22 protein-coding genes and 1 tRNA gene are annotated in these 20,547 nt (G+C 43.2%); 12 read left to right on the forward strand and 11 right to left on the reverse strand.

Translation table 11 applies throughout. The features are described from left to right. Together MKY16_RS07315 and MKY16_RS07320 are read right to left on the reverse strand one after the other, a co-directional pair. A complete protein-coding gene (locus tag MKY16_RS07315) occupies nt 1-342 on the reverse strand; it encodes a GIY-YIG nuclease family protein (RefSeq protein ID WP_340954863.1) in 342 nt (113 codons plus the stop codon). A gap of 155 nt (nt 343-497) precedes the next feature. Then, on the reverse strand, nt 498-1,256 hold the full coding sequence (locus MKY16_RS07320) for a DUF2087 domain-containing protein (RefSeq protein WP_029516451.1): 759 nt from the start codon (nt 1,254-1,256) through the stop codon (nt 498-500). A gap of 351 nt (nt 1,257-1,607) precedes the next feature. On the opposite strand from MKY16_RS07320, the gene MKY16_RS07325 reads away from it, so the two are divergent. From MKY16_RS07325 to MKY16_RS07345, 5 genes are all read left to right on the forward strand, one after another. Next, on the forward strand, nt 1,608-2,252 hold the full coding sequence (locus MKY16_RS07325) for a hypothetical protein (protein ID WP_340954865.1): 645 nt from the start codon (nt 1,608-1,610) through the stop codon (nt 2,250-2,252). Nucleotides 2,253-2,329: 77 nt separating this feature from the next. Continuing rightward, nucleotides 2,330-3,142, forward strand: coding sequence for a barstar family protein (locus MKY16_RS07330; RefSeq protein ID WP_340954866.1), 813 nt, complete (start codon nt 2,330-2,332; stop codon nt 3,140-3,142). A gap of 29 nt (nt 3,143-3,171) precedes the next feature. Continuing rightward, the gene (locus tag MKY16_RS07335; protein WP_280921450.1) at nt 3,172-3,306 is read left to right on the forward strand and encodes a hypothetical protein; all 135 of its coding nucleotides are present in this window, start codon (nt 3,172-3,174) and stop codon (nt 3,304-3,306) included. Between the two features lie 155 nt (nt 3,307-3,461). Continuing rightward, nucleotides 3,462-3,836, forward strand: a complete 375-nt coding sequence (locus MKY16_RS07340) for a hypothetical protein (protein ID WP_340954869.1) — start codon at nt 3,462-3,464, stop codon at nt 3,834-3,836. 420 nt (nt 3,837-4,256) lie between these two features. Further along, on the forward strand, nt 4,257-4,754 hold the full coding sequence (locus tag MKY16_RS07345) for a hypothetical protein (RefSeq protein ID WP_340954871.1): 498 nt from the start codon (nt 4,257-4,259) through the stop codon (nt 4,752-4,754). A 451-nt stretch (nt 4,755-5,205) separates the two neighbouring features. On the opposite strand, the gene MKY16_RS07350 is transcribed toward MKY16_RS07345, so the two are convergent. After that, complete coding sequence (locus MKY16_RS07350; RefSeq protein ID WP_016820594.1) at nt 5,206-5,418, reverse strand: helix-turn-helix domain-containing protein; 213 nt, start codon at nt 5,416-5,418, stop codon at nt 5,206-5,208. 284 nt (nt 5,419-5,702) lie between these two features. On the opposite strand from MKY16_RS07350, the gene MKY16_RS07355 reads away from it, so the two are divergent. Then, on the forward strand, nt 5,703-6,107 hold the full coding sequence (locus MKY16_RS07355) for a hypothetical protein (protein WP_340954873.1): 405 nt from the start codon (nt 5,703-5,705) through the stop codon (nt 6,105-6,107). Nucleotides 6,108-6,150: 43 nt separating this feature from the next. Here the strand turns inward: MKY16_RS07355 and MKY16_RS07360 are convergent, their stop codons facing one another. Next, nucleotides 6,151-6,456, reverse strand: coding sequence for a hypothetical protein (locus MKY16_RS07360; protein WP_318626831.1), 306 nt, complete (start codon nt 6,454-6,456; stop codon nt 6,151-6,153). Between the two features lie 117 nt (nt 6,457-6,573). On the opposite strand from MKY16_RS07360, the gene MKY16_RS07365 reads away from it, so the two are divergent. Beyond that, nucleotides 6,574-6,647, forward strand: a tRNA-Pro gene (locus tag MKY16_RS07365). Between the two features lie 222 nt (nt 6,648-6,869). Here MKY16_RS07365 and MKY16_RS07370 read toward each other — a convergent pair. Beyond that, nucleotides 6,870-8,141, reverse strand: a complete 1,272-nt coding sequence (locus MKY16_RS07370) for an MFS transporter (RefSeq protein WP_340884810.1) — start codon at nt 8,139-8,141, stop codon at nt 6,870-6,872. 520 nt (nt 8,142-8,661) lie between these two features. Between MKY16_RS07370 and MKY16_RS07375 the strand changes: the two genes are divergently transcribed. The 3 genes from MKY16_RS07375 (at nt 8,662) to MKY16_RS07385 (ending at nt 13,527) form a co-directional block, all read left to right on the forward strand. Continuing rightward, nucleotides 8,662-11,553: a 2-oxoglutarate dehydrogenase E1 component gene (locus MKY16_RS07375; RefSeq protein WP_340954875.1), complete on the forward strand. Its 2,892-nt coding sequence runs from the start codon at nt 8,662-8,664 to the stop codon at nt 11,551-11,553. A gap of 5 nt (nt 11,554-11,558) precedes the next feature. Then, complete coding sequence (gene odhB / locus MKY16_RS07380; protein ID WP_340954876.1) at nt 11,559-12,857, forward strand: 2-oxoglutarate dehydrogenase complex dihydrolipoyllysine-residue succinyltransferase; 1,299 nt, start codon at nt 11,559-11,561, stop codon at nt 12,855-12,857. Nucleotides 12,858-12,996: 139 nt separating this feature from the next. Then, the gene (locus MKY16_RS07385) at nt 12,997-13,527 is read left to right on the forward strand and encodes a YfiT family bacillithiol transferase (RefSeq protein WP_340954877.1); all 531 of its coding nucleotides are present in this window, start codon (nt 12,997-12,999) and stop codon (nt 13,525-13,527) included. Between the two features lie 98 nt (nt 13,528-13,625). Here MKY16_RS07385 and MKY16_RS07390 read toward each other — a convergent pair whose 3' ends face one another. From MKY16_RS07390 to MKY16_RS07405, 4 genes are all read right to left on the reverse strand, one after another. Continuing rightward, nucleotides 13,626-14,633: an alpha/beta fold hydrolase gene (locus MKY16_RS07390; protein ID WP_029516463.1), complete on the reverse strand. Its 1,008-nt coding sequence runs from the start codon at nt 14,631-14,633 to the stop codon at nt 13,626-13,628. Between the two features lie 25 nt (nt 14,634-14,658). Continuing rightward, nucleotides 14,659-15,633, reverse strand: coding sequence for a type I phosphomannose isomerase catalytic subunit (locus tag MKY16_RS07395; RefSeq protein ID WP_069012853.1), 975 nt, complete (start codon nt 15,631-15,633; stop codon nt 14,659-14,661). A gap of 169 nt (nt 15,634-15,802) precedes the next feature. After that, the gene (locus MKY16_RS07400) at nt 15,803-16,384 is read right to left on the reverse strand and encodes a class I SAM-dependent methyltransferase (RefSeq protein WP_029516465.1); all 582 of its coding nucleotides are present in this window, start codon (nt 16,382-16,384) and stop codon (nt 15,803-15,805) included. Next, nucleotides 16,385-17,338, reverse strand: coding sequence for a TIGR01212 family radical SAM protein (locus MKY16_RS07405; protein WP_029516466.1), 954 nt, complete (start codon nt 17,336-17,338; stop codon nt 16,385-16,387). A gap of 307 nt (nt 17,339-17,645) precedes the next feature. On the opposite strand from MKY16_RS07405, the gene MKY16_RS07410 reads away from it, so the two are divergent. Both MKY16_RS07410 and trmB read left to right on the forward strand, forming a co-directional pair. Beyond that, nucleotides 17,646-17,843 (forward strand): hypothetical protein, encoded by a 198-nt coding sequence (locus tag MKY16_RS07410; protein WP_013309373.1) that lies wholly within the window; start codon nt 17,646-17,648, stop codon nt 17,841-17,843. Nucleotides 17,844-17,947: 104 nt separating this feature from the next. Next, nucleotides 17,948-18,661, forward strand: a complete 714-nt coding sequence (trmB, locus tag MKY16_RS07415) for a tRNA (guanosine(46)-N7)-methyltransferase TrmB (protein ID WP_029516467.1) — start codon at nt 17,948-17,950, stop codon at nt 18,659-18,661. A 41-nt stretch (nt 18,662-18,702) separates the two neighbouring features. Here the strand turns inward: trmB and MKY16_RS07420 are convergent, their stop codons facing one another. Then, a complete protein-coding gene (locus MKY16_RS07420; protein WP_029516468.1) occupies nt 18,703-19,836 on the reverse strand; it encodes an MGDG synthase family glycosyltransferase in 1,134 nt (377 codons plus the stop codon). A 51-nt stretch (nt 19,837-19,887) separates the two neighbouring features. Next, nucleotides 19,888-20,415, reverse strand: a complete 528-nt coding sequence (locus MKY16_RS07425) for a phosphatase PAP2 family protein (RefSeq protein WP_029516469.1) — start codon at nt 20,413-20,415, stop codon at nt 19,888-19,890. Between the last annotated feature and the right edge of the window lie 132 nt (nt 20,416-20,547).

Genomic DNA, 20,547 nt, shown 5'->3' on the forward strand with positions numbered 1-20,547 from the left:
TTACAAATACCCTTTGTCCCCGAAAGGTTGGAGTCGATCAAGCCAGGTCTGCTCCAGCTTTGCTAGTGCATCTTTGACATCAAAGTACGCGGATTCCTTTTTCTTCAAAACGTCAAGCACTTCAAATTCAAACGAATCTTCGCCATACTCATTCCATTCCTGTTGCAGTTGTTTATTCTTAAATCCACCCATGTTCAGCTCAAAACGCCGTCCATTCAGCGACTTTAAATTCGGCGTGGAAGAGACGAAAATTTTCCCATTACGTGTATTGCGAATGCAATAGATTCCTGCCTCTGTCTTCATCTCCATGTACTGCTGCACCAATTCTTTTCTTCGATTCATTGTCGAATCCTCCTATTTGAGCATTTTGCATAAATCCCAAGAGCCTTTTCAAATCAGCAATGTATAGATCGAAACGCTTTAGTTCGTCTATATATTGTACCTACGAGCGTTGGGAATCGAATTATGCAAAATGCTGATTTCATAAGCGCCTAGCTTCAAGATTCCTTCAACCAATATTCACTGCCATCCGGTTTGCGATCCAACAGACTGTATTCAATCATATATCTTCGCACCGTGACATAATCGTCATACACTTCCTGTAAAATCGCATTGATATCCTTCTCATGATATATTTGTCCCTTCACAAAACGGCTCGCAATTTCACGCAGCACAATCAGCTTATGCTTTTCTTGCATTTTAAAGGTCTTAAGGCGTCCGTCTGTACCATTCGGAAAATACTTCGTGAGTACCTTTTGTCTTTCGTCTTCCGTAATGTTATAGCGTTCGTCCACCATCCGTGCTCCTATGGGTACTTCTACAATGGCGGGAGCGTGACGATCTTTCTCCTTTAGTAGCTCCATTAATGTGAGAAATACTTTGGCCTGTCGTTCTTTTTCTTTGAGACCAAAGCGATGATTGCGTATGGTGGATGCGCTACCGATTCCGGTTTCCTTTTGAATGTCCGCATCGCCCATGCCTTGATAAAATAACTGAAGCAACCGATTCTGATGATCCGTCAGTCCAGTCAGCTTTTTGTCCAGACCGATCAAATAGTCAAAGACCGAACCGTACGTCCGCTCAATATGAAGTCGCATGTACCTCTCCGCGTCATAAAATACCCCTTGATCCTGATATATGATGCCTTGCTCAAATCGCTGTCCGTCCAGCAAGCAAATGACCTGCTCTCCTTGGCGAATATATCCACGCTTCAGTTCTTCGATACCAGCATTCCAGAATAGTTCGGAATGATCCATTTTAGCAAACACCTCGATTAAATGATGATTATTTTATAGACAATATAACATTTTGTTTATTCTAAATCAATGAGTGGATATCTCTTTAGGGTTTCGACAATGTTCGCTATATACAAAAGAGACATCAGATTGTTATCATATGTAAATTATTGAATTACATTTAAGACTGCATAGTTGCTATATATTGTAATAAAGTGGGCTGGTAAACTATGAACAGAATGCGTTTAGAAGAAGTCATAGAAAGTGGAGATTTAAAGGAAGCGGTAAAGATTATAGAGGATGTGGGTGAAAAGCTTGCTGGAATCTTTAGAGCTTTTTACATGATTCTTTTATTAGAGAGGTTTGGTTGGAGTGGTAAAAAAGGCTGTTTTATTCGTGATCATCATTGTCATTGCATATATAGTTGTATCCATTACAACAGGAAGTCCAATTGAAAGAGTCAAATTTGGGAGCAACGTTACTGACTACCTACATAAAACATACACTATGAACTGGAAAATTGATTCAGTAGATTATGACCTTAAGAATGATAAATTTATAGCTAATGTGATCTCTGGATTAGGGATTTCTTTTTTGGTGGAAGAAGACTATTATGGGCAAATGATGGATGACTATGCCTCTTCTGTGTGGAGAGATGAGCTAAAAGAAGCTGTAACACAAAAAACAAAGCAAGTTACAGGATCAGATGCAGAAGTCATCGTAAATGTATCTAGTATGGGGCAGGATGCTTTAACCTACCATGACGAGGTTCCAAGCTATTCTATGGTTAGTCAAAAACTCTCCTCAGAAGCTTCAATTTGTATTAAAGGTAACTTTTCGGCCACTCACTATCTGCAAGAGATGTTGGAAATAAAGCAGTGGATTGTTGAAAAGAAGTATGAGGCTTCGTTAACATTTAAGTCCGAAAAGGGGAAAATTTATTTTGCAATACCTGCAGAAGATCTAAAAAAAAATAAAAAGTGTAGAGGATCTCAATCCTTATCGGCTTCAAAATAATTGATTATTCTATCTAAGAAGCTAAAAATGATTCCTTAAATGCTACATTCCTTATAATTATTGTGAGGAGATATGATATGAAATATAGATTTGCTGTCATTGACGATGAAAGTGGGCTCACGGTTGGTTATTGTAGAGATGTGGTTGGCTTAACGGGTGATATCATTGTCGAAACGTATGAAAAGGTTATTTTTGAACAATTTGTCTTTAATGAGGATTTCATAGGAAACATAATAAAGACAAAACAATCTGTACACAACTTGTACATTGCTATTTTAAATGATGAAGAAAAAGTGATTGGAAGCTATCATTATCACCTACCTGAATCCTACATAATCCATAAACTAAACTACAATAAAGGAAACTTCAATCTGGAGTTAACAGGTATACTTGAAACGAAGCCCTCCCCTGTGGAATTAAGATTATGGGAGTTTTTAAAGGGTGCTCAGTCGCTTGAAAATAATATATGGCAAGGCTTTTCTAAAGAAGAACGGTCCGGGTGGCTAAACGTGACTAGAATACATTCTGCATCTAATCATTTTGCTAGACTGGATAAACGAGGAGAAGTCTACACCTTGGACGGCGAATACATATCTGATTTTACAACATTTTTCATAGCACTTGGTGAAGCGATTAATGGACCCGGAGGGTACTATGGATTTAGCTTGGACAGTATATCGGACTGTCTCTGTGGAGGTTTTGGAACAGTAGGACCGTTCACGATCCATTGGAAAAACGCACATTATTTCTTGGAAAGATTCGAGGAAGAATGGGATCAAGAAGAGAGATGTTATGGATTTTCACCACAGCAATATTTTACGGATCTTTTAACGATCTTAGTATCAGGTGGTGTTACCGTGAATTTTTTTTCGAATAAGATAGCAAAGTAAGAAGGGGATTTTGAAATGGATATAAATTAATGCAACCACCGTTTGAAATGAAAGAATACTCTGAAATGAGTAAAAACGAAGGGAAAGAACATTTAGAAGCAGATGAACTTGTGGCAAATTCCTTAAAAGAAATTTTAATACGGGAAATGGAACGAGAAATCTAACAAGAGATATTAATTACCTAAGGGGGAAAAAGGAGCAAGAGTGTTTTTTAGAATGAATAATGGCCAAATGAACATTTTGGCTAAGGCTAATATGGCTAACGAACAAACAGTTATTGATATCATATATAATGTTTATTGTAAATGAGGAGGCCCAAATGAAAGTGGAAAAAATTGTATATCCAACTTCGCTATCTCAGATAGCAGATATTGAGGATGATAATATAGATGTATTTATTGAACTTGAAGATGGGACTAATATCTCTGTTGCTGTATGTACCCCAAAAAATCTAATTAGTTATATGACCAAAGAGAATATTAATTTTATTCCTGCATCGCCACCAGATATTATTGTGAAGTCATTAACAGAAGAAACTATTGAACAAGCTATTGAAAATTACGCTCAGGAGGATGCTTTCTGGCTAAAGTTGTTTTTTGTAGCTGGCGTTGATAAAACAGTCATAGATTTAGACAGAATTGATTTGTGCCTTAAAGAAATGAAAAGAATAAATCAGGAACTCTTGAACGATTAAAAATTAATTGTATAGTTATTTTGACCATATGGAGTATAAATCTCTATGAGGTTTCTTTTTAGCTCCTCATTCTGAAAATATATAATTAGGAGACAACATGCTCTAAGATGATCATTTGCTCGTTAAATTGAGAGTAGGAGGATTTTTTCCTGTTCCACGGATGCATGTTCCAATTATCTTGTAAGGAGAATATTTTGTGAAAATATCAAATATTATCAGAAAAACCATAGGGAACAAATTAGCTGCTTTGAACTTTACTTATGAGCATTTAAACAATACTTGGTTTTTTACAAGAGTAGTCAATGGATTTAAGGAAACAATCCAAATCGATAAAAGTTATTGGACAGAGAATGCAATACGCATTACTTTTATGACTGAGTCTGAATCAGTTAATAGTTTTTTTTCATTGATGGATCAAAGATGGAGAAATTCCATTATTATGAGGATGAAGAGTCATTACGAGATATATTTATCACTCTAGAAAAGATTATTGATCGGTTTGCTCTAAAATGGTTTGAAGAGAATGTGCCTAAAGATACGCTTCCTCCTGCTAACTTTTTAGATAAAGGATGGTTTGAGAAGCTACAGAAATTTGTCGAGGTAAATAATCTGAACTTTAAAGATGAAAAGTCGCTAAAAACCATCGAAGCTTTGCTAAGTTCAGAACCGACGGAGGAAAACGTTCTGTTATCAAGCTATTTCTTAGGAGAATTTTTTATCCATACGTTAGATGGTGAGTGGTACTACGATCAAAATTATGGCCCTTCTATTAAAAATATAGGTGGAATTAGTAGTTTTAATAGAAGACCTTATAAAATCTCTAACAGTTTTGCTTCTAATCCTCAAAATAACTCAATTATTAATCACTATCAGGCCATTACTGGAACTGTAAAGAATCTTCAAGGTAATAGGAAATAATCAAATTAAATTGAGAGCAAAAACATGTTCCGATTTTTTATTCGGTCCAAGATGTTTCTTTAATAGTGAGTTTGCACTCCAATCACATGGATTGATTCTATGTGGTTTTTCTTTTCTATGGGTTTAAGAGGAGTTGAAACTGTATGGATTGTACAAGTTTATACAGGAAAAAAGGGTGAAATGAGAAAATATAAATGACCCAATGCTTTATTCGACATTTATAATATGTGGGAGAAATATATTTAAAGTGGCCTGATAGAAAGGGATTACATTGTTCAAATTTAATTGAGTGGAAGATCGGTAAAAAAGTATTTTGAATATTACACAAAGAACAGAGAGCCGTAAGAATGTTAACGGCTCTCTCTGGCAAGTATTCGATCAGTTCACTAGGGAGTACGCCGGTTCTAAACCTAATTGAAACAGTTTCCCATAACAAGAGAAGTCCATTTTACTAATTTGTATCATCCTCTACATACTCGATAACATCTTGAACATGGCAGTCTAGAGCTTTACAAATTTTATCTAGCGTATCAAATTTCACACCGTCTGTTTCTTCGTTGTAAAGTTTGGTGATTCCGTTTCTATGTAATCCAGTCATGCGAGAAAGCTCGGCAATATTTATTCGTTTTTCGCCCATAATACGGGAAAGATGAATCTTTATCATATTTTCCTCCAGATAAATGCACTCTATAGTGTTAAAAAAACCCATCAAAGTATTAACAATAAACACTATTCAATGTATTCTAGAAACAACAAAAATAACACTGTAATGTGCATTTGGTTTATTGAGATGTTATTTGTGAACGTCATAGTAATATGCTTATCGTATCAAAACGTTTTACAATTAGCAATTAATTATCGTTCAACAGCCTAGTTTGAAAAACTACCTGTAAAAGAGAGCATATTGGCAAATAAGAAACTTTGGACAAAGGAATGGAGCGAGGATGTATGACAGAATGGGTAATGGGATTGGAACGGGTATCGATGGTTCAGGGACCGTATGATTCACCTCATATGTATGAGATATACGAAGGGGTTCTTTATGACCATCAATACTTTTTTTACCTCGAAAATGGCATACTGTGCGTGCGACATGTGAAGAAGGTGGAGCAATCATATCATATGCATCTTTATCTGGATGGAGAGAGCGGAGGTCTGCAACTGGCAGCGGGTGTACAAGGGGAGCTTATGCAAGTTGTCACGGAGATCATCGAGCGCTTGCGCGCCAAGGATGGACTGACATTTTTATTCGATGAACTGCTGTGGCTACATGGTAGGGGCCCCATTGAATTAAACCTTTTCAATAAGAAGGATGAAGTGACCTTAGGTGGCAGACAATTTGCTACGAAATAAATGATTCTTATGCTTTATATCATGGAACTTGTCGAAATAAAGCTTATGATTTCACCGAATATATCAGTTGTTGACTGATGAAAATGAGCGGATTCCGAATCCATATGGTCAATTCCAGCATCACAGCATCGGCAGAAGGACTAAAGCCCCAATCACCTCCGAATAAAATGTTTTGCTGCTGCTCTAATATAGGTGACTGAGGTTCTTCCAAGCCATACTGTTCTTTGAATCTCTCTTTCGTTTCATGATCTATGACAAGGTTATCCTGTGCAAAGGTATAGCAGATAGGAACGCTTAACTGTATTAAAAGAAGTAATGCAATGGGGATAAGTAATTTTTTGCTTTGCATGGTTAGCTCCTATGATCTCTGTTTTTGACCTCTTAACGTGAAAATAATCCCTTTACAGGATTTTATGACCAGAATATAATAGTAAATAACAGCATCGATCTACATACACTGGGTTATCGGGGTATAGCGCAGCTAGGTAGCGCGCACCCTTGGGGTGGGTGAGGTCGTGGGTTCGAATCCCGCTACTCCGATTTCAATCAAAATGTCCTGCTGATGCAGCTAATGCGTCTGCCGGGCGTTTTTTTTTGAATATTACATACCCTATTAGTCTTTGTCTCTACTGGGTTTTGACGAGCTAGTCGTATGCAACGAATGTATGAAGCCACCTCTGAACTGGATTCGGAGGCAGAAGTGGCAACTCAACAATCGCAATCGCTGGCGGAATGGTCTGCTGTATGACTTTTTTAATTTGCCTATAAAGATTCCTGAAGGGTCTTGGAAGAAGTACTGTAATCAGCATAACGGGGAAGCACAATAGTGTAGTATATTCCTACAATAACGGTACAGATCCCAACTAATAAAAACAAGACTTCAATTGAAATAAATGAAGGAAAGCTTATAGCAATGAAACCTAATGTAAGAGACTGGGACAGCATCATTAACGGATTAATCAAACCTTGCACACGTCCCATCATTTGAGGATCTACAATACGAGGAAGCCATCCTCCTATACCAATGTTAATGAACGGAAGTATCAGTGCGATGACAAAGTTGATAATCAGGAAAGCATAGATGTGGTTAACAAATCCAAGTGTGCACATACCCATTCCGGCTACCAGAACTCCCGCTGCAATCATTTGGTGTAGTTTTAGCTTGGCAGAGATGAGAGAAGCGATTAGGGTACCAAGCAACACACCAGCCCCAAAAATAATACCCGTCCATACCATATACTGCTCGTAATTGCCTGGAGCTAGCTTGTATTTAAGAATAAACATCGGTAAAACGCTAAAACCACCATTTAAAATACCGAACATAAAAAAGCCTGAAACCAACCAAAGCAATAGTCTGTTGCGTAATATGTAAAGAAACCCTTGTTTAAAATCGATCATGACAAGTTTGAATTTTAATTGTTTGAATTGATGTGCCCCGTTCGGAAGGCGTACTTCCTTTGGAATTTTGCAGGAACGAATAAGCAGTGCAGACACAATAAAAGAAACAGCATCAATTAGGATGGCTCCAGTAATTCCAAAGTGCCAGTAAACGACGGCCCCGAGAGTTCCTCCGAATAGCATGAAAAGACTCCCCATCATTTGATTGAGGCCTGCGGCAATGGTGTAATCATCTTCGCTTAATATTCCCTGTATAATGGCACTTTCGGCCGGGAAGAAAAATTTAGAGGCAGCACTACGGATGAACAGGAGGGCAAATATCAAAGGAATCGAATCGACCCAAATAAAAATAAGCAAACATAAGGATAAAAAAGCGCTGATCCAGTCACAATTAACAGCAATTTTTTGTCTGTCCATCCGATCTGCCAGCACTCCAACCACGAGAAATACTACCAGCATCGGAAGCGAATACATTAACTCGGCAAGCGTTGCATAGTATGGCTGATTTGTAAACCGTTTCAACAAATAAAACATGAATGCAGTAACCCCGATAATTCCTCCCATTTGTGAGGCGAAGGTTGCCAGAAAAAACCTGACATAATTCTTGTTTCTGAGTACTTGTTTTAGTCCAGTCACAGTTCCATCCCTTTCGCTTTCAAAGCGGTTTTTAGATGCCTAATTAAAATAATAGTGAAAAGTAGGAATATTGTACAGAAAAGTGACTTTAATGTCACTTTACGTTTGAATTTGCATCGTATCGGACCTTCTGCCTTTTAAATTCTGCTGTTGACGGTAATCATAGTGGGGTGGACTCGGAAGTTGCATTCAAACTCGTTTGGCGTTATGAGGTGCAACATAGACTAAATAACCAGCTGTCAGTTGATATTCGACGGCTGGTTATTTAAGTTGCCAGGTGTTTGATTACAGATTAGCCCGATTCATCTCATTTACGCATGGATATGTTGAGAAAAAGGAAATGCTCATAGCTAGAAAACTTTATACAATGGAAGAGGAATAAGAATTGTGAAATTCGACTTTTGATGAAGAATTTCATATAATGTGAGCATATTGTGAACAACTTAAATTGAAGATTAATAAAAAAATGAAAATGATTTCCGTCCAGCTATGAATTTCAAAATTTGACGGAGGGAACGAGATGACAATGGAAGAGAGCAGCAGACAGGTACCTTGGCAGGCGTATTACGGACCTAATCTAGGTTATGTGCAGGACCAGTATGAAAAGTATGTAGCGGACCCCGGAACGGTTGACCCGGCTTACCGCGAGCTATTTGATCAATGGGGTGAGCCGCCACAATCCGAATACTCGGCTGCTTCCATGATAGACAACAAATTGCAAGGCCCCCCCACAAGTGCTTTGGGGCATCTTGATTCGAATACATTACAGAAAGCGGTTACAGCGGGTAAAATGGTATGGAATATCCGTGAATACGGACATTTAGCCGCCCAAATCGATCCGTTGGAACTGGATGCAGAGCAGGATACACGCTTGCTTAATCCAGCATCTTACGGTTTAACTGAACAAGACTTGAAGGCTTTTCCAGCCTCTTTAATATGGGATAACGCTCCTGCGGGAACACTTAACGGATGGGAAGCCATTCAACGGTTACGTGTAGCATACACAGGTCCGATTGCCTATGAATTTAGCCATATTCATAACGAGGAGGAACGCAGCTGGCTGAACAGCTATGCAGAATCTGGTTGGTCCTCCAAGCCCCTCACCACACAGGAACGCAAGTCGTTGCTGGGCAGATTGGTAGAAGTAGAACAGTTTGAAGAGTTTTTGCATAAAACATTCGTCGGACAGAAACGTTTTTCCATCGAGGGTAATGATGTGCTTGTCCCTGTTCTCGATGAGATCATTCGTCTAACCACAAATGCAGGAGCAAGTCATGTCCTGATGGGTATGGCGCATCGCGGCCGTTTGAATGTACTGGCACATGTGCTGGGCAAGCCTTACAGTAAAATTTTCTCTGAATTTCATCATTCGCCGAATAAGGATTTGATCCCGTCGGAAGGTTCCACAGGAATTAACTATGGCTGGACTGGCGATGTGAAATATCATCTGGGTGCTGATCGTTTTGTAAAAGATGGGGGAGCGGTGCAGGCCCGTCTGACATTGGCGAATAACCCAAGTCACCTGGAATATGTGAATCCGGTGGTACAAGGATTTTCACGAGCTGCACAGGAAGACCGCAGTGAGGCTGGTTATCCGAAGCTGGATGTGAGCAAGGCAGCTACCATTATTATGCACGGTGATGCTGCTTTCCCAGGTGAAGGTATCGTGGCAGAATCACTTAATTTCACGAATTTGCGCGGCTTCCGAAATGGCGGTTCAGTTCATATTATTGTGAATAATCGTCTGGGCTTTACGACAGAGAGTGTTGATTCCCGTTCGACCCGTTATGCCAGTGATCTCGCTAAAGGCTATGAAATTCCAATTGTGCATGTGAACGCGGATAATCCCGAAGCTTGTATTGCAGCTGCTCGTATGGCTGGCGAATATCGCAATCGTTTCAAGAAGGATTTTCTGATTGATCTGATTGGTTACCGTCGTTATGGTCACAATGAATCCGATGACCCGGAAACAACACAACCGCTGGTATATCGTAAGGTGAAGAATCATCCGACGGTGAGCAAATTGTATACTCAAAAGCTGATGAAGCAGGGGATTGTGGACGAAGCGTTTAGTGCCGGCCTCATTGAAAAGGTGCAAAAGAGACTGAAGGAAGCGCATGAGCAGGTGAAGAATCAACCGGAACAAGAGCCGGAGATTACTCATGTGAAGGCGAAAAAGAATCAGAGTTCTGTGGTACGTACTGCAGTGGAATTGAAAAAACTGCGCCAAATCAATGAAAACTTACTCAAATGGCCACAGTCTTTTCACGTATATCCGAAGCTGGATCGAATTTTACAGCGTAGAAAAACCGCTCTGAACGAGGGTGAAAAGGTAGATTGGAGTTTGGCGGAGACGCTGGCTTTGGCTACCATTCTCGCAGACGGCAAGCCTATTCGTATGACAGGCCAAGATGCGGAGCGAGCTACATTTGCTCACCGTAACCTTGTGCTGCATGAGCCTGAAACAGGCCGTACACATTGCCCGTTGCATACATTGCCGGAAGCACGTGCTTCGTTCAGTATTCATAACAGTCCATTGTCTGAGGCATCTGTCCTTGGCTTTGAATATGGCTATAACGTGTATTCTCCTGAAACGTTAGTGATTTGGGAAGCACAATTCGGCGATTTTGCCAACTGTGCACAGGTTATTTTTGACCAATTTATTTCCGCAGGCCGTGCCAAATGGAGACAGAAATCGAGTCTGGTGATGCTGTTACCGCATGGTAGTGAAGGACAAGGACCAGAGCATACGAGCGCACGTCTGGAGCGTTTTCTCCAGTTGTCCGCACAAAATAACTGGACTGTCGCTAATTTGAGCAGTGCCTCCCAGTATTTCCATCTGCTGCGCCGTCAGGCTGCATTAAGTGAAAGTGAGGAAGCCCGCCCGCTGGTGATGATGTCGCCGAAGAGCCTGATTCGTAATAATCGTGTCGCTTCGCCTGCTTCTGAATTCAGCGAAGGAGCATTCCGTCCTGTGTTGGAACAGCCTGGTCTGGGTGCACGTCCGGATCGTGTAGAACGCATTGTACTGTGCAGTGGCAAGATTGCCATTGATCTCGAAGAAGCATTGGAAAAGGATAAGAATGAGGCAGAAGAGCGTCTGCATATTATTCGTGTGGAGCAGTTATACCCTTTCCCGGAAGAGGAAATTCGGAATATTTTCGGACGCTTCCCGCATGTTAAGGAGTTCGTATGGGCTCAGGAAGAACCTAAAAATATGGGGGCTTGGAGTTACATTGAACCTCGTCTGCGGAATGTTGTGCCACAGGGAGCGGAAATTCGTTACGCAGGCAGACCAGATCGTTCAAGCCCGGCCAGCGGTTATCAGCAAGTACACAGCCTAGAACAACAGCGAATTATTCAATCGGCGTTGAAGCAGGATTCCAAAAACAATATTACACTGGGGAGGTAGCGGCTGTGAGCGATATTATAGTGCCGGCAATGGGAGAATCCATCACGGAGGGAACAATCTCCAAATGGCTTGTGAAGGAAGGGGATTCCGTAGGACAGGGAGATGTTCTGCTGGAGTTGGAAACCGATAAGGTCAATCTGGAAATTAGTGCGGAAGAAGCAGGTGTGATGCAGAAAATCCTTCGTCAGGAGGGAGATACTGTGGTCATCGGTGAAGCTGTTGGTCTGATCGGAAGCGGCAGTGGTAGTGCGGATTCAACTGGTGCTGGAGAAGTTGCAGCGACTCAAGCGCCTGAAGCACCGTCCGTAGCGACTTCACCGTCTTCCGTAGGAGGCGGCGTTAAAGCAGAAGAAAAGTCTGCACCGCCTATTTCATTGAATAGCGACGGAAATGGGCAGACGGCATCACCATCTGCCCGGAAATTGGCGCGTGAGCGCGGGATTGATCTTGACCAAGTACAGGGAAAGGACCCGCTCGGACGTGTGTTCCAAGAGGACGTAAAAACGCATAACAGCGCTGAAGTATCACGTGCAGCATCTATATCTGCGTCTCCCGCTACTAGCAAGCCTGCGCCTCCGTCTCCAGCTCAAACGGAGTACAGCAAGCCTGTGGAACGCCAGCGCATGTCTCGACGCAGAGCGACGATCGCTAAGCGTCTTGTTGAAGCACAGCAGACAGCTGCCATGCTGACTACTTTTAATGAAGTGGATATGACCGCCATTCTCGATGTGCGTAAACGCCGTAAAGATAAGTTTAAGGAAAAACATGATGTAGGCTTGGGTTTTATGTCCTTCTTTACAAAGGCAGTGGTTGGTGCTCTCAAGCGCTTCCCTACCGTGAATGCTGAAATTAATGGCGATGATATCGTACTGAAAAAATACTATGATATTGGGATTGCTGTATCTGCCAAGGAGGGTTTGGTTGTGCCAGTTGTACGGGATGCCGATCGTCTTGGCTTTGCTGAGATCGAGAAGAGCATTGCAGATTTGGCTGGCAAAGCACGCTCCAATTCGCTTTCTCTGGCCGACTTGCAAGGAGGAACTTTTACCATAACCAATGGAGGTATTTTCGGTTCCCTGCTGTCTACGCCAATTCTCAATACGCCGCAAGTGGGGATTTTGGGAATGCATAAAATCCAACTTCGCCCGATTGCCATCGACGAGGAACGAATGGAAAATCGTCCGATGATGTATATCGCGTTGTCCTACGATCACCGGATTATTGATGGCAGTGAGGCAGTTCGTTTCCTAGTAACGGTCAAAGAATTGCTGGAAGATCCGGAATCATTGTTACTGGAAGGATAAAATAAATGGGGTAAGTGTATCTCCTCTTTACGTGTATGACAAAAGCAGACTCTTGCGAGTCTGCTTTTTTTCCTGCATAGTTATCACATAAGGCTACAGACATTACTGTCAGTAGATGTAGAGAAGGGCGGGAACTGTTTTGGACAAAGACTTGCGCTATCCGATAGGATCATTCGTTGTTCCAGACACCATTACAGAAGAACAGCTTATCGCATGGATTCACGACATTGCTGAATTGCCTGCACAGCTGCGTCTGGCGGTCGAAGGACTGAATGAGCAGCAGCTAAATACGCCTTATCGTGAAGGGGGCTGGACGATAAGGCAGGTAGTTCATCATGTGGCAGACAGCCATATGAACAGCTATATCCGTTTTAAACTGGCGCTGACGGAGGATACACCGACGATCAAGCCATATGATGAGGGACGTTGGGCCGAAATACCAGACGCCAGGGAACTTCCACTGGAGCCCTCGTTGCAATTGCTAGAAGGACTGCATGAACGGTGGGTGAGCGTGTTGCGATCGTTGGGAGAGGATCAGCTACACCGATCGTTTATTCATCCTGAATCGGGCCAGACGATCCGCCTGGAACGAAACATCGGTATCTATGCCTGGCATGGCAAACATCACACAGCTCATATTACTTCCCTGAGAGAACGAAATGCATGGTGATTTTTAAAACTAACCCAAATGGAAAATAAAAAGGAATAAGAAAAGAAACCTTCAATCCCACTTTAATCGTGGTTTTAAAGGTTTCTTTTCTTATTTCCTCACAAGGCTGATGACTTGGACGAGGTTGATTGTTCAGGTTCATCGGAGGCTCCAGACAATGTGGAAACAGAGGTCACCTCTGTATTAACATGACGGTCGAGCCAGTCTACGATGTCACTCATCACCTCGTCGCGGTTTGTTTCATGAAGCATCTCATGGCGACCATCAGGATAGAGGCGATACTCTATGTCCTGAAGCTCTAGGCTTCGATACATTTCCACTAGTGATAACACGCCTTTACCGAACAAACCCACTGGATCACGATCCCCGGCAAAAATATAAACTGGCAGTTTGGGATTGATATGTTTCAGCGAGGAAGGCCAATGGATTTCTTGCAATAGCCTGAAAAAATCCAGAAAAAAGCCTGTCGTGCAAATAGCTCCACATAATGGGTCGTGCACGAACTGATCTACTTCCTCAGGATCACGGGACAGCCAGTCGAACGCTGTGCGCACCGGACGAAAGGCACGATTAAAGCCTCCAAAGACCATAGCGTTGAGCAACATACTGCGATGATCCATTCCTTGCAGTTTGGCTTGCAGTAGAGCAACTTGCTCTCCGAGTTTTAGAAGACCACGTCTTCCGTTGGTTCCCGATAAAATAAACCCATGATACGTCTGCCGATCGTCATACATAATTTTCTGGGTTAAAAAGGACCCCATGCTGTGACCCAGCAAAAAACGAGACTGTTCAGGGAATTCCTTAGCCACAATTTCGCCTAGCTCCAGCATGCCATTTGCCATTCGATTAAACGCATCAGCTCCTGGCATACCCAGCTTATCAGGATCACCAGCCGTGCGCCCGTGACCGATATGATCGTTGGCATACACACCATAACCGCAAGCAGTAAGCTTTTCGGCCAGTCGGATGTACCGATAGGACGTCTCGCACATACCATGCGAAATTTGAACAATCCCCTTAATGGGCAAATTCTGATCAGGCAGCCAGCGGTAGGCAAAAAGCTCTGTTCCGTCATTTTCAGCGATGGTGAAGGTGTATTCCCGCATAATTAGACATCACATCCTTTAAGCTTTAAGGAAGATAAGATCTAAGTACGGTCATTCCGTCATTCAGCGTGTAACCGCTCAGGTTAGCGGGCAACAGGAAGCAATCTCCAGCTTTACAGGAAAGAGACTCGGTATTATTGTTCCATGTTATGGTCCCACTGCCTTCACAAATCACGAGAATGGTGAAGCTGTCTTCCGTTGTAGAAAGTGCCCAACTTCCATCTACGATACCCTTTTCCACAACAAAATACTCACAGGCTGCCAGCTGGAGCCACTTTCCAGGCTGTAAGCCGTCCGTTTTCATCGTCGTTGCGCCTGCACCTTCGTAGGAGGTTACATTGAGGGAATCCTCGATATGCAACTCACGAGGCTTGCCATCCAGTCCGGGGCGATTATAGTCATATAAGCGATAGGTAGTATCCGAATTTTGCTGGATTTCAGCAACGACAACGCCTGCACACAGTGCATGTACGGTTCCAGCGGGGATGAAGAATGTATCGCCTGCTTCGACTGGAACCTGGCGCAAACTGCCGAGGATGTCCCCACTTTCAAGAGCTGTACGCAGACTCTCGCGGGTTACACCTTCGGTCAGACCATAAATAATCTTGGCATCCGGCTTGGCATCAAGCACGTACCACATTTCAGTTTTTCCTAATTCTCCGGCTGGAAGTCCTTTGTAATCATCTGTCGGATGCACCTGAACGGATAAGTCATCATTACAATCCAGTAGTTTGATCAAAAGTGGGAATCGTCCGCCTTTTTCCGATACACCCTTGGCCCCGAGCCAATCTTGCCCGTAGGTCTCGCGAATTTCATCCAGTCCTTTGCCTGCCAGCTCACCATTGATGACCGTTGTTGTTCCGTTTGGATGATCGGCAATCATCCATCCTTCCCCGATATGTCCTTCTGGTGGGGTTAGACCAAATTGCTCTAAGGCCCGTCCTCCCCAAACTCTCTCTTTGAACTCAGGTTGAAATTGCAGCGGGTATGGCTTTAGCATAATTTCTCTCCTCCATAATGAGTAAATGAGTGTGATCTAACAGAATAGGGAAATCAATAACGTGCTGATGGGCAATAAACTGGGATGAATAGCGCCCAAACGAGCTAAAAAAATGATATATGTAAGGCGGCTAAAAAAGCCGCTCATAACCTGAGTTTAAAATCCGACATTATTTCTTCTCAACTGCCACTACGTAAGGTGAAGCGGCTCGTTGTAATTGACGATAAATAATGCTTTGACCGCTGGAGACCGGGAGAGCAGAAGCCCATTGAAGAACGGCATCTGCTTCTTCACTTCCTCCAGCATGCCCTGGATAGAGTACGGCAGTCAGAATGCCGCGTGGTCGCAGCAATTGTAAGGCAGCATCCAGTGCGACGAGCGTACTGTGCGTATGCGTGATGACCGTAGGATCGGCGCCTTCGGATGGCAAGTAGCCGAGGTTAAACATGACCGCAGCGACTTTGCCATGCAGCATGTCCGGAACGGCCTCCCGCATTTGCTCATGACCTTGTAGTAGTAGCGATACTTCTGCTAATGAAGGTGAAGCGTTTTCTTCCAGTCGACGACGGGCGCAATGCAGTGCTTCTTGCTGGATGTCAAAGCCATAGACACGGCCCCGTTTGCCAGCAGCTTTTGCCAGAAATAACGTATCTGCTCCTGTACCGACGGTAGCGTCTATAGCAGTATCGCCTGGCTGCACCCGCGTAGCCACCAATTGATGAGCGTAGCTCAGGACGGATAGGAATCCCATTTAAGGTTGCCTCCAGTATTTTCCCTGCCACGTTTCGCGTGACTTCAGTTCATGATCAATGGCATTGAGCACTTCCCATTTTTTGAGCGACCACATGGGTCCCACTAGCAAATCGCGTGGGGCATCTCCGGTTAACCGATGAACAATCATTTCGGGAGGTAAAAACTCCAGCGTATCAACAATCAGCTTCACGTATTCGTCCTTTTCCAGAAAGCGTAGCAATCCCGCTTCATACTGCTTGACCATAGGCGTTTTGCGCATGAGATGCAGCAGGTGGATTTTGATGCCCTGCACATCCATAGCCGCTACTGCACGTCCCGTATCAAGCATCATTTCATGCGTCTCTTGGGGCAGACCATAAATAATGTGGGCGCACACGCGGATATTCCGCTTGCGCAGCTTTTCCACCGCCTCCAGATAGCATTGAGTATCATGAGCGCGGTTAATCAGTTCTGAGGTCGATTCATGGACGGTTTGCAGACCCATTTCGACCCACAGGTACGTGCGTTCGTTTAGCTCGGCAAGGTAATCCACTACATCGTCAGGCAGGCAATCAGGACGTGTAGCGATGGACAGACCGACAACGCCGGGCTGCTCCAGAATTACCTCAAAGTATTCTCGCAGTTCCTCAACCGGGGCATACGTATTCGTGTAGGCTTGGAAATAGCCAATATATTTGGCGTTTGGCCATTTTAGATGCTGTCGATCCCGAATCGTATTAAACTGGGTGACCAGATCATCACGACGACGCCCGGCAAAATCACCCGATCCGCGTGCGCTACAAAAGGTGCAGCCCCCTTTAGCGATGGAGCCATCGCGATTCGGACAGGTAAAACCCGCATCTAGCATGACTTTGAACACTTTATTTTGAAATTGCTCACGCATTTCGTAATTCCAAGTGTGGAACCGTTTATCTCCCCACAGGAGAGGAGCAGGCAATAAATCTGTTTTCATGGGTGTACTCCTTTTTTTACGATCACCCTATTGTAACAAAAATTAGTCTTCATTGGGAATCATTTGACCGAACAAGTCAATAAAATGTGCGGATTTCATGGCGTTTCGGATTGAAAAAGGTTACACAATATGTTATATTGTAAGCGGTACCAGACATACAATAAAAGGACTGTTTTCGATCCTGAAGATAAAAGTTATCCCGTTGCTAATGATTATTCTTCAGGGAGGCAGCTATGCTGTTTCTAACGCCTGTTTTAGGGTAAGTGCACGTCGGTTCCATCACAAATAACCCGTGAGGTGATCTTTTATGAATGCGCAGGATAAGACGCGTATGGATAAAGTTACTGTTGAGTTAACCTTTGATGAGGCGTTGGCATTGACTGGTGTCCGTTTTGGGCAGGATCGTCAGATTGGAACGACCGCACGTCAAAAAATCAGAGCGGCTTGCCAAAAGACAATTGATTTTTCACCTGCTGATGGGGTAGACTATGAACAATTAAATTAGTTGGACCCCAATCCAAATATATTGAAAAAGGAATTTCATTTCCGTATCTTCAAGCGGGGGTGAAATTCCTTTTTCCTTGATAACAGAGTATATGGAGGAGTAACATGCGTTTACGCGGAAGAAAAGGAATACGGGAAAGTCTGGAAGAACAGCAGGATCTAGTCATCTTGGAGCCGGCACAGTATAAGGGGAAATGGCAACAGCTTTTTGGTAATGATCGTCCCATTCATGTAGAGTTCGGTATGGGTAAAGGGCAATTTATAAGCCAAATGAGCTTCCGGAATCCAGAGGTTAACTATATTGGCTTTGATATGTATGATGAGCTGGTTCGCCGTGCAACAGAAAAGTCCCGTCTGGCCTGGAGTAATTCAGAGGTTGATACGCCGCCTAATATTAAATTGGCACTGGCAAACATTGAACAGATCGAGAATGTTTTTGAACCAGGAGAAATTGAACGCATTTATCTAAATTTTAGTGATCCTTGGCCTAAAGCCAAGCATGCACGTCGTCGTTTGACGCATCCGCGTTTTTTGGACAAGTACCGTCAGCTTTTGAACAGCAAAGGACAAATTCATTTTAAGACTGATTCGGAGACACTATTTGAGTTTTCTTTGAATTCGTTTGCCGATAGCGGTTTACAAATGACGAATATTTCGTTAAACCTTCATCGTGAGGGGATCAACGAGGAGCATGTCATGACGGAATATGAACAAAAGTTCATGGGCAAGGGTATGAATATTCATCGAGTCGAAGTGCTGATCGGCCAAGATGCTTTGGAAGAGTACGGAAAAACACGCCTTGAAAAGTACGGGAAATAAAAAAAAGATCAAATGGATAAAATAAGACAGGGTGCTTCCTTTTAGGAAAGCACCCTGTTCGGTTCCAGTATATCCAAAATACTCTGTGCGCTCTGAAGAGGATAATATCGCGCTACATTGTGGACGTGCTCCTGTCGTTTACGGACGATTTCTGGAAAATCGTGTAGCAGTCGGTTCATCCATTTCACGACAACATCCAGCGAAGTAATCGGTTCTCCGTAGCCTTGAGCCGTAAAGTATTGACAATTTTCCTCCTCCTGTCCAGGGAGAGGTTTGTGAAACAGCATCGGAATCCCTTTAGCCAATCCCTCGGTGCATGTCATTCCGCCGGGTTTGGTGATGAGCAGATTCGATACCTCCATTAATTTGTCGATTTCCCGTGTAAATCCGAAGATATGAATATTTGGATGATTAAACCTGGGATCTAATTGCATTTTACGACGAATTTTATCATTATGCCCCAAACAAAAAATAAATTGAATGTTCTCTCTCCACTGAGTAAGCGAACGATGTATAACTTCGTCATTCATAAGGCCCCAGCCGCCACCCATAACGAGTACGGTCGGGATGGGTTTAAGTCCAAATTGTTCTCTAATTTCATCGTGCCCAGGATGTTCCCAAAAATTTGGATGAACGGGAATACCGGTCACCTGGATTTTCGAGACGGGTACTCCGCGTGCTCGCAGCTTACGCATGACTTCAGGCGTAGATACAAAGTACCGGTCAACCTCGGGACTAATCCATGTTCCATGTGCATCGTAGTCTGTAATAACAGTACAAAGCGGAACATGTAAACCTAAGCGCTTCAAACGTGAAATTACCGCGCTTGGGATGGGATGAGTACATACCACCAAATCGGGACGAAGCTGCCGGAGAATGTTTCGGGTCTGCGTGTAGAACAGACGGTGCAAAGCGAGCGTTGTAAGACGGTTTAATGATTTTTTGTACTGATGACGGTAAACCAATCCGACTAGGCGAGGCTGCGATACGACAGTCTTCTTGTATGCTGTAATAATAAGGGGGGCCATTCTTGGATTCAAAAAACTCCCCAGCTCCAGCACTCTTGTCTGCACATTCGGAGAAAGCTTCCGCAAACTGCTTGAGAGCGCGTAGGCAGCTTGAGTATGTCCGGCACCGAAACCTTCCGATAATAATAACACTCGTTTTTTAGCCACTCTCATTTCACCTGTTCCTGCTGGGATGTTCTCAATCATACCATATCGGCTTTAAGGCCAGAATGCAACCGTTCCTATTGCTGCAGACGTTCCGATCACCGCTCCTGCAAGTACATCCGTTGGGTAGTGGAGACCTAGATAAATCCGAGAAAAACCTACAATTGTCGCTACAGGCAACAGCAGCAGTGTTAGCATCGGTGACTGTAGCATAAAAGGCACGGTAGCTGAAAAAATAGCGGTCGTGTGCCCTGAGGGAAAAGAATGGTCCGACAAGGGGTTGCGGAATGTATTTGTACCTGGTAGCGCTAAATACGGGCGAATCCGCGGGTACAGCTTTTTAACGATAGCTACGGGGATGTGACTGACCCCAAGAGCGATGGCTCCCTTCATACCGGAATCTTTCCACGGGTTCGGAGCGAGCCACCAAATAAGGAGTGTGGAGGCTATAGTAAAGGTAGCCCCGCCTAAATGTGTGAGATAATAAAGCCAGAAGTTCAAAAAACGGTTGTGTAAGCGTCCATTGATCCATTTGAACAACTGCTGCTCCAGACTTACAAGTTTTACGACTAGACGTTGCATTTGGTTTCCTCCGGTTGCCGGTTCAGGTCAGTCGGCAAATATTTTGAGTCATTTTGACATAATCAGACCATAAGTAATTATTCTCTTGCTCTCATCATATTTTTAAACGCTGTTCATTTCAAGAATCACTAA

The sequence above is a fragment of the Paenibacillus sp. FSL L8-0641 genome (assembly GCF_038006265.1).
In the GTDB taxonomy this organism is placed as follows: Bacteria; Bacillota; Bacilli; order Paenibacillales; family Paenibacillaceae; genus Paenibacillus; species Paenibacillus polymyxa_D.